Source organism: Hoeflea algicola (assembly GCF_026619415.1).
GTDB classification, from domain to species: Bacteria; Pseudomonadota; Alphaproteobacteria; order Rhizobiales; family Rhizobiaceae; genus Hoeflea; species Hoeflea algicola.
Genome location: NZ_JAOVZR010000001.1, coordinates 1336410 through 1350594, shown reverse-complemented (window position 1 = coordinate 1350594; position 14185 = coordinate 1336410). Strand labels below are relative to the sequence as shown.

Here is a 14185-nt window from a genome sequence, read left to right as displayed (position 1 = left end):
TTTCTTCCTGTCTGAGTATTCAGTCCTGAAAATATGTGTAGCCGCGTAGGCGCGCGATTTGAAGCCACGAAATTCGAGACAACTGGCGCTGCCCCGAAAATGCCGCAGGTGTTAACGGCCGACGTCAGGCTTCCTTTACCCTTGTATGAAAAACTCATCATTGCCTTTGCCTCATACGGAGCAACCGATGTTGTCTTGCGTTCCCGGTTCGCGCCGCGCCCGGTTCCCCTCTAAAAGTCTTTTCCTGACTGTCAGCCTGCTTGCCGCAGGCTGTTCGGGCGAGGGCGGACTTGTGCCGCCGGGCGAAGTGCTGTCGATGCAACAGGCTGCGCCGGTGATCCGCCCCGAGCCGGCCGCACCATCGATTATCAGCGCCGCGGAGACTGCCTTCATCCCCAGCGCTCCCGACATGCCGGCACAAAACGTGCTGGCCTATCCGGTGGCGGACGGCGTTGACATGACCCAGATGACCTCGGCGTTGCCCGAAGGCAATGTCAGCCAGCCGGTGGTGACTGGCATTGGCACCGACACGCTGCGGCTTGCTTCGGCCCCGGCCATGGAAGATTACAAGCCGTCGAGTGCCGATATCGGTGCGGCGCAACCATCAGTCAGTGACCAGCCTCCGGTGACGGTTGAGAAAAAACGAGGTCTGCTGGCCGGGCTCATGCCCCGATTCAGCAATCCTCTGTCCAAACCGCAATGGGCTGGCGGCATGCCGGCTTCAGAAAAAGCTTGTCGCAAACGGCTCAAGCGGCTGGGCGTGACCTACCGTGATCTGCCCGCCATCAGCAGTGGATCGGGATGTTCGATCCCTTATCCGGTGGAAGTGACGCAATTGTCGGGTGGTATCGAAATCAAGCCTGCGGCCAAGCTCAATTGCCAGATCACCGACGCCTTTGCGCAATGGGTGAAAAAGGAACTGGCGCCGGCAGCCCGGCTTCGTTACGTCTCGGGCGTCAAGTCGATCAACCAGCTGTCGTCCTATTCCTGCCGCACCATGAATTCCAAGCGCGGTGCGCCGATGTCCGAACATGCCAAGGGCAACGCCATTGATGTTGGCAAGGTGACACTCAATAACGGAACCTCGATCTCTGTGCGCAAGCCCGGGTTCTTCGCTTTCCGGGAAAAGAGCCTGCTCAACAATATCCGCGCCGACAGCTGCAAGTATTTCAACACAGTGTTGGGGCCGGGCAGTGATGTCCACCACAAGGATCATTTCCATTTTGATCTCAGGGCCCGCAAATCGAACTATCGCCACTGCGATTGAGCCATGGATTGGCGAATGCGCGGGACTGCCTACCTCCTGAATCGAAACAGCACTTGAAAACCAACGCGGATTGGTGACCTTGGCGGGTGCGGTCGATAGGCCAGCATCTGCCCACTTCGGCTTCGCAGTGAAGACCGCAAAGGAAATCAACCGCATGCCACCCGTCGGAGAATTGGTCTTGTTTGCCTTGGCGCTGTCCGGGGCGGCTGTTGTTGCGGGCGTGCTTGCGGGCCTGTTCGGCATCGGTGGCGGGGCGATCCTCGTGCCGGTGTTCTACCAGGTGTTCGGGTTGATCGGCATCGACGATGCGGTTCGCATGCATCTGTCGGTGGGCACGTCGCTTGCCATCATCGCGCCGACGTCGGTGCGCTCGTTCATGGCGCACAAGGCGCGGGGCACTGTTGATCTCGACTTGCTCAGAAGCTGGATCCTGCCGGTGCCGTGCGGCGTTATTGCGGCTTCGCTGATAGCCGCCTCGGTGTCGAGTAGCGCTTTGCGCGGCATTTTCGCAGGCATCGCTCTTCTTCTTGGAATTCGGATGCTGCTCAACAAGCAGGGCTGGCGGCTGGGCGCTGACCTGCCGCCGAACCCGGTTCGTGCCATGGTAGGGGCGTTGATAGGACTGCTGTCAGGGTTGATGGGCATCGGAGGCGGGGTGCTCAACAATACCTTCATGACGCTGTTCGGGCGCCCGGTCCATCAGGCGGTGTCGACCTCGTCCGGGGTTGGCGTGCTGATCGCGATTCCAGGGCTGTTCGGCTATATCTGGGCGGGTTGGGGCGCGGCTGGCCTGCCGCCGTTTTCAACAGGCTATATCAATTGGGTGATGATGGCAGTGGTCATTCCGATCACGCTTATCGTGGCGCCGCTCGGTGTGCGGCTGGCGCATGCGCTGGACAAGCGGCAGATTGAAATCGGCTTCGGGCTGTTCATGCTGCTGGTTGCGGCGCGGTTCATCTTCAGCCTGATCTGACAGGTTCGTGCTGCAGTACGCGTAGCATCCGACTGGATATGGGCAATGCGCATTTGCCCAATATCTTTGCATCTGGCGCAAGATCGCCAAACACTTTCGAGCGCCATTGATTAGCTTTTGACCTGTGCGGGCGCTTCTTTAGTAGAGTGAACTGCGCAGTTGCGACAGTGCGGCTACTGTTTCGAAGCTGATGGATGCGTCATTGTTGAAAACCGAGAGCACAGGGTCCACAGCGCCGTTCTCAACATCATAAAGCGCAAGGAACCGTTGGACCATGGTATCGACCTTCTCCGGGTCCAGCAGGTCATCGATATCGAAATACCGCTCAAACATGGCCTTCTGGACATCGATGTCGCTGGCTGCGGTTTCTTCCGAAATTGAGAAAGAAGTGCGGAAAAATTGCGCCAGGGCTTCATCGGCGAGAATTTCGTAGGTGCTGGTCAGCGTCGGCGCCATCCGTTCAAAGTACAATGCCAGGCGCGCTCCGACACTGTCTTCCCCGGCTTCCTCTTCAATCGCCTGCGTCAGGTAAAGCCGTTGGGTTTCGACCAGTCCACGATCATTCTGAATGCTATTGGTTTCATTGGTCGTGATGACTCCGTCTGCTCCAAAGTTGAACGAACCGGCTATTTTCTGGAAGCTGATGTTCGTCTGCAAATTGGCGAAGCTCTCCGGATCACCGAGGTCCGAGGTCAAGACCGCCCTTAATGTTTCGGTCGTGACGTCTTTCGGCTTGAGCCCTTCGGCCACCAACAGCACATTCGTCAGGCGTGGGTCTGCCAAGAGCTGATCAACGGTTTCCAGGTTCTGCAATTTGGACCGATAATAGGAAGCCTCGGCTTCGGCTGCTGCCTTGCCAGTATCACTGCTGTCGAGTCTCGTATAGGCCGTATAATAGGCTTTGGTGATCCGAGTGATCTCGTTTTCCGATTGGGCGTAGCGTGGTGCGCCGATGCTGCCATCTGCGGTGAAGTTGAAGGCTTTGGCCAGTTGAACGAACCGGTCATCCTTCATCTTGTTCACATAGCTGGTCGGGTCATAGGGATCGCTTGTAAATACCTGCTTCAGTTTGAAAGTGGAGACCTCGTCGGGCGATATGTTGAATGCTTTCAGTGCGAATTCCCGTATCGTAACCGCAGCCGCTTGGTTCGACAGAAAGTCATCCAGATTGGCTGTGAGCCCGATATAGAGCTTGTATTTTGCAATCGCGGCCGCGTCTTTCTCATCGTCCGCATCGTCATAATTGGCAATATAGTTGGACGTGGTGGTGTACAGCTGAGCTTCATCCTGGATGTCCTTTCCAGGTGTTATGCTGCCATCACTCTCGAAATTGAATGCCTTGGCCAGCGCGATCAATTCCGGGCTTTTGGTATAGATCTCGCCATTGAGGTCGGATGTGTCTTGCTTCAAGGCCCACTCGACATCGCTACGGCTGGTGCTCAAGGGAACGCCATAGGCCGTCAGCATCATGATGCTGAGGCGAGAATTGCCAAGAAGATCGTCCAGCGAGGTGAGGCCGGAAATTGTCTCTTCGTAATATTGCTTGTTGATTAGTGCGCCAGTGGTGGTCAGCCGTGGCTGGGAAAACACGTAACGTTCGGTTACCAGTTTCTGCTGCGCATCATTCATCGGCTCGACACCGGCATCCAGACTGCCGTCAGCGTTGAAATTGAACGACGCCGCCAGTTCGTAATAATTGCCGACTGTTTCTATGGACTTGGTGTATTGGGAAAGCAGATAGTCGATCTTGCTGATCTGCGCGGCTGAATTGGAACCGTCTGACCGCTGTATCCTGAGGTCATTAATGAGCGTATTCCACTCGGCAACTTTCGGCGCCAGTACCGCATTTACGTAGCTGTCGGGGTCGGCAATGTCGCTGGTGATGACGTTCCTGAGGGTCTCGTAGTCGAAAGTCTTCGAATTGATGCCGAAGGTGGTGAAAACATAGTCCCGCGCTGCTGTGTCCTTGAACAAATCATCAACATTGGTGAAGTTTTTTGAAACCGCAGTGAAATAGGCGGTTTCCTGCCGCAGGACGGCGTCGTTGTTCTTGATGGTTTGCTCATAGGTGCCGATCAGGTCGTCAATCTGGCCGGTGGTCTGGACAATCTCGCTGGTTACCGTGTTGCCGAAGTCATAGGCGGCGGCCAGGGTTTTGTATTTGACGTCGGTGAGCCGATTGGCGAAGCTGTCCGTGTCGGTCAGGTCGCTTTCCAGAACCTTGCGGATGAAGGCTTTTGCATATGCCATTTCCTCCAGCCCGTAAGCTTTCATCGCATAGGCGTAGACGCGGTCATCGGCCAGGAACTCATCGACGCTTGTGATCGATCCTATCGTATTGCGGTAGTATTCCGCCTCCCTGTTTACAATCGGGTCAGCCGCCGCGCGGGCAAGGGTTTCGTTGAAATCATTGGTATAAAAAATATAGGACTGATAGCTGGATATCATGGCGCGACCGGAGGTTGTGTTTCCGAATAGCATTCTCGGAAAAGAAATTGCACATGGTTTTCCGGCTCAATCTAGAATCTGCTGCTTGCCCGAAGCTGTCGGTGCGTGGCCCGATATTGGGTCCTTCAATCGCGCAGAATGACTTCGTCACGTCGCATCTCGAATGCGGTCAGCGAGGAGATGAAGTTCATGCCGAGCAGGCTCTGGTCGAGCTTGCCGGGCTCGGCAACGGTAGCGCGCAGATCGAACCGGCTGATTGATCCGATGGTCACCCGGTCGAGCCGTACAGGGGCGGCGCGGGCCTGGCCATTGGCGGTGTTGATGCTCAGGCTGAAGCTGAGATCTGAATCGGAGAAGCCAATCCGCATGGCATCTGCATGCGACAGCGCGATGGTGGTGGCGCCAGTGTCGATGAGAAAGTTCACCGGTTTGCCGTTGATCGAACCCGCGGCTTCGAAATGGCTGTTGAGTGACTTGCGGATCGAGACGGCAAGGCCGTTTTCGTCGGTCAGCATCATCGGCTGCCCCGGCACCAGCCCTGCGAACACGCGCATGGCCACCTCTTTCGCCTGATCCTGGTAAAGCCAACCGGTGGCCAGGCCAAGAATGATGACCACCCAGGTCATCAGGTTTTTCAACAAATCGCCCATGTTGCGTTGCGAGCCGACGATGCCGGCGCCAAGCACTGCGACGATCAGGCCGAGATAGGCGAGGTTGGCGAAATCATCGTTGGGCAGCCCGAACGTAACCCCGCTGTCGTGATTGAATATCAGTATGGCGAGGGCGGCGCCGAGCAGCGCTAGAATGATCACCATTCCGCTCAGTCACCCTGCCGTTCGTGCGCCATCCTGCGCCGTTTGGTTTCGCGCCGCGGTTTGCGCACGACCGTTTCCAGCCGCGCCGGCAAACCATCCATGATCTCACGCCGCAGTTCCGGCGTGTAGCTGGTCCAACTGGCGATCTCGTCGCCGGTGCGACCGCATCCAAAGCAATATTTTGTCTGTGGATCGATCACGCAGACGAGGATGCAGGGCGATTCAATAGTCATGGCTTCTTTCGTACGGCGTCGGGAAACAATGCCCGTTTTATATCGTCCGTTCAGAGCGAAAGGGCAAGGGCGGCAAGGCTGACGGTCTCTGTGATTTGCTGGGTGGCGCCGATGGTGTCGCCGGTATGACCATCAAGGCGCTGGCGCACGATCGTGGTCCATTGCGAAACCGCCAGGGCGATGGCACCGAGACCGAGGAGCGCAGGAACCAGCCCGATTGAAACCAGCACCAGCAGCACAAACAGCCCGCCGCCAAGTCCGAGCGCCCGTTTGACGGCTTGTGTGTCGGGTGCGCCGACGGCCACGGCAACGCCATCATGGCGGGCTGGCGGCAGTTCGTTCCAGTGCCAGGCCATGGCGGTGCGCGAGGCTGCGGCCACAGCCAGCAGGATCAGAAACGTGCTCCAGCCGCCGGCGACCGAGAGAATGATGGTCAGCGCCACCGCGCGCAGTGAAAAGCTGGCCATCAGCGCCAGCACGCCATAAGCGCCGATGCGGCTGTCCTTCATGATCGACAGCATCTGGTCGCGTCCGCCGCGTGCGCCAAAGGCATCGACGGAATCCGCCAGCCCATCCTCATGCAGTGCGCCGGTGACGGCAATCAGCACAATCAGCGCGATCAACGCCGTAAGGGCTGTGTTGGCGCCGAGCCAGGACAGCGCCAGCACCACCAGACCGGGGCACAGCGCAATCACCATTCCGGCTATGGGAAACATGCCCGCCGCCCGCGACAGCGAGCCGTCATGGCCGTCGAAATACCGCGCCGGCATCGGCAGCCGGCTCAGAAATCCGGTGGCGCGGGCGATGTCGTCGAGATGATCATTGAACTGCATTGAACCGCGCCTCCTGCAGACTGCGACACTGGGTGTCGCGAAAAATATTGTCCTTGGCTGATTCGACAATTACACAGGCACGGGTCACACGTCATGCGGCCAGTTCGGCCCCGGGAGATAAAAATGAGTGCCAGCGGTTTGCCTTTCGATGATTTTCGCGAACTCCTGAGCAATTTGCCGGGGCCCGATACCAAGGCGCTGGCTGATGCGCGGGAACGCGACGCGCAATTGACCAAGCCCGCCGGGGCGCTCGGCAGGCTCGAGGAAATCGCCTTCTGGCTTGCGGCATGGACCGGCCGCAAGCCGGCCGTCACCCGGCCACTGGTTGCAATCTTTGCCGGAAACCATGGCGTCACCGCGAAAGGCGTATCGCCGTTTCCTTCCTCGGTGACCGCGCAGATGGTGGAGAACTTCGCTGCCGGTGGTGCGGCAATCAACCAGATTTGTGTCACCCATGACCTGGGCCTGAAGATTTTCGACCTGGCTCTGGATCTGCCAACCGGCGACATATCCGAGGAAGCGGCGATGGATGAACGCACCTGTGCGGCCACCATGGCGTTCGGCATGGAAGCGCTGGCCGGCGGTACCGACCTGTTGTGCATCGGTGAAATGGGCATCGGCAACACCACCATTGCGGCAGCCATTTTTTACGGACTGTACGGTGGATCCGCCGCCGACTGGGTTGGGCCCGGCACCGGGTCAGAAGGTGAAGTGCTGGCACGCAAGATTGCTGCGGTGGAAGCCGCCGTCGCGCTTCACAAGCCACATCTGAATGACCCGATGGAAGTCTTGCGCCGTCTCGGCGGTCGCGAGATCGCGGCCATGGCCGGCGCCATTCTGGCGGCGCGGATGGAGCGCATTCCCGTACTTATCGACGGCTACGTGGCGACGGCGGCAGCGGCAGTGTTGCATGCGGCCAACCCGCAGGCGCTCGATCATTGCCTGATTGCTCATGTCTCGGCCGAGCCGGGCCACATGGCGGCGATCGAAAGGCTTGGCAAGACGCCGCTGCTGGCGCTGGGCATGCGGCTGGGTGAGGGCACCGGTGCGGCGCTTGCTGCGGGTATCGTCAAGGCTGCGGCGCAATGCCATTCGGGCATGGCGACTTTTGCCCAGGCCGGCGTGTCGGCCAAGGACTGAGGTTCTGTGATCAAAAAGGCCTCTGGTAAAGGAGAGTAATCGCGCGTCTTAGCGAAAGGCGCGCTTTTTCTTCTGGGCCGCGCCCGGCAGGCCCTCGACCGGGGCCATGCTTTCAAGCACGCGTTCGCGCGGCAGGATGGCGATGCCTTCGGTGCCTTCGCGCAGTTTCGATTTGAACACGAACTCTCCGCCGTGCTTGGCCAAAATCGCCTGGACGATCGGCAGCCCCAGGCCGGTGCCTTGCTCGGCGCTCTTGATGGCGATCGAGCCCTGACCGAAGGCCGATAGCACCACCGGGATTTCCTCCTCGGCAATGCCGGGTCCGTTGTCCTTGATGGCAAGATATTGGCCGCCGCCGGCGGTCCAGCCGAGCTTGACACGGATCTCGCCACCGGGTGGGGTGAATTTGACCGCGTTTGACAACAGGTTGAGGATTACCTGGCGCATTGCCTTTTCATCCGCCCAGACCATCGGCAGGTTTTTTTCAAAGGCCTCGACGATGCGGATGTTCTTGCTGCGCGCCTTGAGCTGGACCAGACCGATGCAATCCTCGGCAATATCGGAGAGTGCCAGCGCATTTTCGTTGAGATCGTACCGTCCCGCCTCGATGCGGGAGAGGTCGAGAATTTCGTTGATCAGGTTGAGCAAGTGCTGACCTGAGCGATGTATGTCGCCGACATATTCCTTGTAGCTGTCGTTGGCGATCGGACCCAGGACCTCACCGGCCATCACCTCGGAAAAGCCGAGGATGGCGTTGAGCGGTGTTCTAAGCTCGTGGCTCATCGAGGCCAGGAAGCGCGATTTGGCGAGATTGGATTCCTCGGCGCGGCGACGAGCTTCGTCGGAGACTGACTTGGCTACTTCCAGTTCGGCAATCAGATCGTCCTTTTCGGTCTGAAATCCGAGCATCTTGACATTGGTCGTGTAGAGCCGCTGCGCCATGAACAGGAAGAAAAGTGCTGCCGCAGCGATCATCGCCAGCACCGAAATATCGGCGGCATCGCGGCTGATGCCGGCGCGCAGAGCCAGCGCTAGCACCGGAGGGATAACAGCGAAATACAAGGCAAACCGCAGGGCGAAGGTGGTCATGGTGGTGGCCGCCAGCGCGATCAGCAGAACCGCTGATTTGTAGAATATGAAGGTGTCAGCCTGGCAGGTGGTGCAGCTCTGGTAGGCAAACAGCGCCCAGCACAGGCCAATGGCCGCATAAATGGCAAGAAAGCGCCGCCGCCAGCGAATTATGACTTCCTCATCTGAATGACTGCGCGAGGCCCGCCGTGCCATCAACACCAGTCCGGCATAGACGAACAGGGTCAACAATGCCCAGGCCAGCAGCCAGATGGCTTCATCGAACCAAAGGCCGCCAACGGCTGCGAAGATCACCAGAATCGGCGCGGCCGCAGCACCCTGGAGCACGGCGTTGATGTGCAGCCGGATTAACTCGAAATCGAAAGCAGGCGGAATTTCACGACCATGCTGCAACCGTTCGCGGGTAGCGCGCACGGTTTTGACCATCGCCGCGTTCTTGTGAATGCGCGAGCGATCGACAATATTCTTGTCGGTCATGGTCTGGGAGCTCAACGGTAGGCTTTCCGAATGGTTTGAACTGATGCCTGAATCTAAAGATCAAAGTTTAAGAACTTGTTTGCATTTGGCGGTTCAGGCACGCCTGCCGGCTTGAGCCTTGGCCGCGAATAGGGTCATTTGCGCAGATGGCTTTTGGACGACGGATCAGGCGGCGGTCGCGGCCGCTTCGGCGCAAGATCGGCGATGCGGTTGTGGTGGTGGCAATATTGGCCGGCGCGACCCTGCTCGCCGCACGCCTCGAACGTTATTCCCAGCCCGAAATTTCCGGCGTGGCACGAGTGGTTGACGGCGATAGTCTGGCTATCGGCAAAAGACGGCTGCGGCTTATGGGAATTGATGCGCCTGAAATTGCGCAAAATTGCAGGCGCGACGGGCGCGATTATGATTGCGGGGTCGAGGCTGCGACCTATTTGCGCGGGCTCGTGGGCGCTAACCCGGTTGACTGCCGAGCTGAGGGGGTTGACCGTTATGGTCGTGATCTGGTGCGCTGCATTGCTGGTGGAAAGGATCTCAACGAGGCGATGGTCCGCGCCGGCCATGCAGTGGCGTTCGGCGACTATAGGGTCGCCGAGGCGGCGGCGCGCAAATCCCGTTCAGGCGTGTGGGCGGGCGAATTCGACCCGCCGAAACAGTGGCGGGCAGTGCATGGCGGGCTGGATGAGGATTGGCACGTGGGATTTGGCCCAGTTCTGGCTTTCCTGCGGCATTTGTTTGGTGTCTGATCGGTTCAGGATAACGGGAGAATATTGAAGATGAAATTATATGATGGTGGCCGTGCGCCCAACCCGCGCCGGGTATCGGTGTTCTTGGCGGAAAAGGGCATCGAGGTGGAGAGGGTGCCTGTGGATATGGGCCAGATGGGGCACAAATCCGCTGAGGTGACCAGCCTCAACCCTCTGCAGCGCTTGCCTGTGTTGGTCCTCGATGATGGCACAGTGCTGACTGAATCGGTGGCGATCTGCCGCTATTTCGAGGAATTGCATCCGCAGCCGCCGCTGATGGGCCTTGATGCCCGCGACAAGGCCATTGTCGAGATGTGGAGCCGGCGGATGGAGCTGCACTATCTCGCATCGGTGGCGGCGGCCTTCCGCCACACCCATCCGGCGATGAAAGAGTGGGAGATGCCGCAGCTTCCCGAATGGGGTGAGGTCAATCGGCCCAAGGCGCTCGCGTTTCTCGAACTGCTCGATACCGAACTGGCGGACCGTAAATTCATTGCCGGCAACCGCTACACGATTGCCGACATTACCGGCATGATCGCTTTTGATTTCATGAAGCCGGCCCGCATCGATCGGCCTGAACACCTCAAGAACGTCATGCGTTGGTACAGCGAGGTTTCTTCGCGGCCGAGCGCCAAGGCATGAGCCAGCCCTTTGAAGATCGCCATGAGCCGGATGCCAGACTTGCTGCCCTGCTGGCCGAGATCGCGGCTTGTCGGATTTGCCGCGACACGCCGCTGGGCGGGCCAGAAAAGGCGTTACCCCACGAACCGCGGCCGGTCTGCACTGCGTCTTCGCGCGCCTCGGTGCTGATTGCCGGTCAGGCGCCCGGCACCCGGGTTCACGCCAGTGGGCGGCCGTTTACCGACCCCTCAGGCGACCGTCTCAGGGATTGGTTGGGGGTGAGTGAAGCGCAATTTTATGATCCGGACAATTTCGCCGTCGTGCCAATGGGGTTCTGTTTTCCCGGTCTTGATGCCAAGGGCAGCGATCTGCCGCCACGCCGCGAATGTGCCCCTGCCTGGCGCGACAGGCTGATGGCGGCGATGCCGCAGATCAAGCTGATCCTGGTCATCGGCCAGTACGCGCATGCCTGGCATCTGGGGCCGTTGCGGCGCAAGACCCTGACCGAGACGGTGCAGGAGTGGCGCTCTATCCTCAGCGCCAGCGAAGCCGATTGCCCGGTCATGCCGCTGCCGCACCCTTCCTGGCGCAACAGCGGCTGGATCCGCAAGAATCCCTGGTTCGAAGCGGAGCTCTTACCGGAACTCAAGCGTCGGATATCTGTGCTGGTTTCGTCGCAATAGGGAATTGTATCCTACGTAGTTGGCGTCTCGAAGAAAAAATTCTTTGTGGTGACGTCGCCGGAGCTATATCAGGGGTTCTATTCCTGATGTCGGAGACCGCCATGGACCGCCTTGACCGAAAAATACTTCGCCTTCTGCAAGAAGACGCCACCCTGGCCGTGGCCGAGATCGCCAAAAAAGTCGGGCTGTCGACCACGCCCTGCTGGCGCCGTATCCAGAAGCTCGAAGAAGACGGGGTGATCAAGCGGCGGGTGGCGCTGCTCAATCCGGTGGCCGTCAACGCCAAGGTGACCGTGTTCGTATCGATCCGCACCAATTCTCATTCCAACGAGTGGCTCAAGCGCTTTTCCGAAGTGATCAGCGACTTCACCGAGGTGGTCGAGTTTTACCGGATGAGCGGCGATGTCGATTACCTGCTGCGCGTGGTCGTGCCCGATATTGCGGCCTACGATGCTTTCTACAAGCGGTTGATCGCCAAGATCGAAATTCGTGACGTGTCATCTTCCTTCGCCATGGAGCAGATCAAATACACCACCGAACTGCCGCTCGATTACCTGGTGCTTGCCAAGGATAATGGCTGAGCCCGAAGACTCCGGTCGCCTGATCACCGGCGAATTCCGCGGGTTGATGTCATATGCGGTGATTATGATGTATGCTGGAACATAACCGGAGGAATCGACATGAAAAAGCTGCTCGCCGCCACCGCCGCGATCGTCTGCCTGGCAGGACCTGCTACCGCTGCGGGTGATGACGTGAAGACCCATGTAAGCGACGCCAGTTTTGCCGATGTCATGGGCGGTATCGAAAACGCCATCGTCAACCGCGGCTACACCATCGATTATCACGGGTTTATCGGTGAAATGCTCAAGCGCACCGCCGCCGATGTCGATGCCGAAAAGCCGCTTTACAAGGAGGCGGAATTTGTCAGCTTCTGTTCGGCGGTGATGTCACGCAAGGTGATGGAGGCCGATATCAGCGATATCGCTTATTGTCCCTACGTGGTGTTCGCCTATGAGGCGGAGAGCGACCCCGGCAAGGTCGTGGTGGGCTACCGGACGCTGCCAAGTGGTGGCCCGCGCGATGACGTCAACGCGTTGCTTGGCGAGATCATCAAGGACGCAGCCGAGGGATTCTGAACCTCCGGGCTGGTCTGAGAGCGGGAAATTTGACGAAATGCTTATGCCGGGCGCTGTTTGTTTTTCAGCCGCGCCCGCACCTTGTCGCTCGACAATTCTCGAAATGCATCCTTGCCGATCCAGCGTGCGTTTCTGTCGTCTGAGGCAGTCAGCGTTCGGGCACAGTCCAGCGCCGGGTCATGAAGGGGAATCGAGCGCTTGCCGATCTGTCTCAGCGCCCAATTGACTGCTTTCCTGACGAAATTCCGCGGATCGGTGGCGTGCCGCTCAATCAACGGCAGGAAGCCAAGAAAAACGGCGTCGTCGCGCTGTTTGAGATGCACCGCACCCCAGGCGATCATGGCGAAAGCTGTGCGGCGGACGAATTCACGCTCGTCGGTGGCGAATTCCTGCACAAGCACATCAAGATGACCCGCCTCGACGAAGAGATCGGACGCCTGATCAACGATTTCCCAGCTGTTGAAATCGGCAGCCATGGCGCGGGCGCGGGGCAGGTCGAGTCTATCGGGTTCGTCGGTAAACATTGCCAGCAACCGAGCCTCGCGCCAGTCGCTATCCCACAGTTCCAAGGCGCGGGCGTGGTTGCGGCCCAGGGTTTTCGCAAAGGGCCGCAGTTCTGCGTTGCTGATGCCGAACGCCTTGTCTGTTTGATGCCGAAACGGGCCATGCCGGCGCGGTTTTCCGCCGAGGCGCGGGCGTCGAGCCACGCCAGAACCTCGGCGACCGTGAAAGCGGCATTGGCCGGGGGACGGCGTGGCGCCATGTTATTTTTCCAGGCGTGCCAGCAGCGCCGAGGTATCCCAGCGGTTGCCACCCATCGCCTGAACTTCGGCGTAGAACTGATCAACCAGCGCGGTAACCGGAAGCGTGGCGCCGTTACGGCGAGCCTCACTCAGCACGATGTCGAGATCCTTGCGCATCCAGTCAATGGCAAAGCCGTGCTCATACTCACCGGCATTCATCGTCTTGTGGCGGTTTTCCATCTGCCAGGAGCCGGCGGCGCCCTTGGAAATCACCTCGATCACCTTGTTGATGTCGAGCCCGGCCTTCTTGCCGAAATGGATACCTTCGGAAAGTCCCTGAACCAAGCCGGCGATGCAGATCTGGTTGATCATCTTGGTAAGCTGGCCGCTGCCGACCGGCCCCATCAGGCCAACCATGCGGGCATAGGTGTCGATCACCGGCCGGGCCTTGTTAAAAGTTGCCTCGTCGCCGCCGACCATGACCGTCAATACGCCGTTTTCAGCGCCTGCCTGGCCACCTGAGACCGGGGCATCAAGAAAGCCGCATTCCTTGTCGGCGCAGGCGTCGGCGAGTTGTCGCGCCACTTCTGCCGATGCGGTGGTGTTGTCGACCAGGGTGGCGCCTTGCTTCATGCCGTGCAGTGCGCCGCCAGAAGCCAGGGTGACGGCGCGCAGATCGTCGTCATTGCCGACGCAGGTGAAGACGAAATCGGCACCTTTGGCGGCGTCGGCGGGAAGGTCGCAAGCGGTGCCGCCGAACTCCTCGGCCCATTTGTGGGCTTTTGCGGCGGTGCGGTTGTAAACCCGCAGCTCATGGCCGCCCTTGTTCTTCAGGTGTCCCGCCATGGGGTAGCCCATAACGCCAAGACCGATGAATGCCACTGTTGCCATTTCGCCTATCCTTTTGTCACAAATACACTTTACGCCTGACCTGATTGCACGTTACGTAAATTGGGTCGGGAGCCTGTCAGGAGGGACATAAAC

The 14185-nt window shown here is 59.1% G+C and carries 14 protein-coding genes and 1 pseudogene; 8 read left to right on the top strand and 7 right to left on the bottom strand.

Features of this window, described 5'->3' with window-relative positions:
* The first annotated feature begins 187 nt into the window (after nt 1-187).
* Complete coding sequence (locus tag OEG84_RS06670) at nt 188-1267, top strand: extensin-like domain-containing protein (RefSeq protein ID WP_267653006.1); 1080 nt, start codon at nt 188-190, stop codon at nt 1265-1267.
* 154 nt (nt 1268-1421) lie between these two features.
* The gene (locus tag OEG84_RS06665; protein WP_267653005.1) at nt 1422-2240 is read left to right on the top strand and encodes a sulfite exporter TauE/SafE family protein; all 819 of its coding nucleotides are present in this window, start codon (nt 1422-1424) and stop codon (nt 2238-2240) included.
* A gap of 138 nt (nt 2241-2378) precedes the next feature.
* Here the strand turns inward: OEG84_RS06665 and OEG84_RS06660 are convergent, their stop codons facing one another.
* The 4 genes from OEG84_RS06660 to OEG84_RS06645 all read right to left on the bottom strand — a co-directional run bounded on the left by OEG84_RS06660 (nt 2379) and on the right by OEG84_RS06645 (nt 6569).
* On the bottom strand, nt 2379-4688 hold the full coding sequence (locus OEG84_RS06660; RefSeq protein ID WP_267653004.1) for a DUF1217 domain-containing protein: 2310 nt from the start codon (nt 4686-4688) through the stop codon (nt 2379-2381).
* 125 nt (nt 4689-4813) lie between these two features.
* On the bottom strand, nt 4814-5503 hold the full coding sequence (locus OEG84_RS06655; RefSeq protein ID WP_267653003.1) for a TIGR02281 family clan AA aspartic protease: 690 nt from the start codon (nt 5501-5503) through the stop codon (nt 4814-4816).
* A gap of 5 nt (nt 5504-5508) precedes the next feature.
* Nucleotides 5509-5730 carry a DUF1289 domain-containing protein gene (locus OEG84_RS06650; RefSeq protein WP_267656107.1) on the bottom strand — a complete coding sequence of 74 codons (222 nt, stop codon included), beginning with the start codon at nt 5728-5730 and terminating at the stop codon, nt 5509-5511.
* 56 nt (nt 5731-5786) lie between these two features.
* Nucleotides 5787-6569, bottom strand: a complete 783-nt coding sequence (locus tag OEG84_RS06645) for an adenosylcobinamide-GDP ribazoletransferase (protein ID WP_267653002.1) — start codon at nt 6567-6569, stop codon at nt 5787-5789.
* A 123-nt stretch (nt 6570-6692) separates the two neighbouring features.
* Here OEG84_RS06645 and cobT point away from each other — a divergent pair, with 123 nt between their 5' ends.
* Nucleotides 6693-7709, top strand: a complete 1017-nt coding sequence (cobT, locus tag OEG84_RS06640; RefSeq protein WP_267653001.1) for a nicotinate-nucleotide--dimethylbenzimidazole phosphoribosyltransferase — start codon at nt 6693-6695, stop codon at nt 7707-7709.
* A 48-nt stretch (nt 7710-7757) separates the two neighbouring features.
* On the opposite strand, the gene OEG84_RS06635 is transcribed toward cobT, so the two are convergent.
* Nucleotides 7758-9275, bottom strand: coding sequence for a sensor histidine kinase (locus tag OEG84_RS06635; protein ID WP_267653000.1), 1518 nt, complete (start codon nt 9273-9275; stop codon nt 7758-7760).
* Nucleotides 9276-9421: 146 nt separating this feature from the next.
* Here OEG84_RS06635 and OEG84_RS06630 point away from each other — a divergent pair, with 146 nt between their 5' ends.
* From OEG84_RS06630 to OEG84_RS06610, 5 genes are all read left to right on the top strand, one after another.
* Nucleotides 9422-10018 (top strand): thermonuclease family protein, encoded by a 597-nt coding sequence (locus OEG84_RS06630; protein WP_267652999.1) that lies wholly within the window; start codon nt 9422-9424, stop codon nt 10016-10018.
* A 30-nt stretch (nt 10019-10048) separates the two neighbouring features.
* The gene (locus OEG84_RS06625) at nt 10049-10660 is read left to right on the top strand and encodes a glutathione S-transferase (protein ID WP_267652998.1); all 612 of its coding nucleotides are present in this window, start codon (nt 10049-10051) and stop codon (nt 10658-10660) included.
* On the top strand, nt 10657-11322 hold the full coding sequence (locus OEG84_RS06620; protein ID WP_267652997.1) for a uracil-DNA glycosylase family protein: 666 nt from the start codon (nt 10657-10659) through the stop codon (nt 11320-11322). Before OEG84_RS06625 ends, OEG84_RS06620 begins: the two co-directional genes overlap by 4 nt.
* Before the next feature lie 101 nt (nt 11323-11423).
* Nucleotides 11424-11903: an Lrp/AsnC family transcriptional regulator gene (locus tag OEG84_RS06615; protein WP_267652996.1), complete on the top strand. Its 480-nt coding sequence runs from the start codon at nt 11424-11426 to the stop codon at nt 11901-11903.
* A gap of 99 nt (nt 11904-12002) precedes the next feature.
* Nucleotides 12003-12458: a DUF302 domain-containing protein gene (locus OEG84_RS06610; protein ID WP_267652995.1), complete on the top strand. Its 456-nt coding sequence runs from the start codon at nt 12003-12005 to the stop codon at nt 12456-12458.
* 41 nt (nt 12459-12499) lie between these two features.
* On the opposite strand, the pseudogene OEG84_RS06605 reads toward OEG84_RS06610, so the two are convergent.
* Both OEG84_RS06605 and OEG84_RS06600 read right to left on the bottom strand, forming a co-directional pair.
* Nucleotides 12500-13221, bottom strand: a pseudogene (locus OEG84_RS06605) (DNA alkylation repair protein).
* Between the two features lies 1 nt (nt 13222).
* Nucleotides 13223-14092, bottom strand: a complete 870-nt coding sequence (locus tag OEG84_RS06600) for an NAD(P)-dependent oxidoreductase (RefSeq protein ID WP_267652994.1) — start codon at nt 14090-14092, stop codon at nt 13223-13225.
* Nucleotides 14093-14185: the final 93 nt, after the last annotated feature.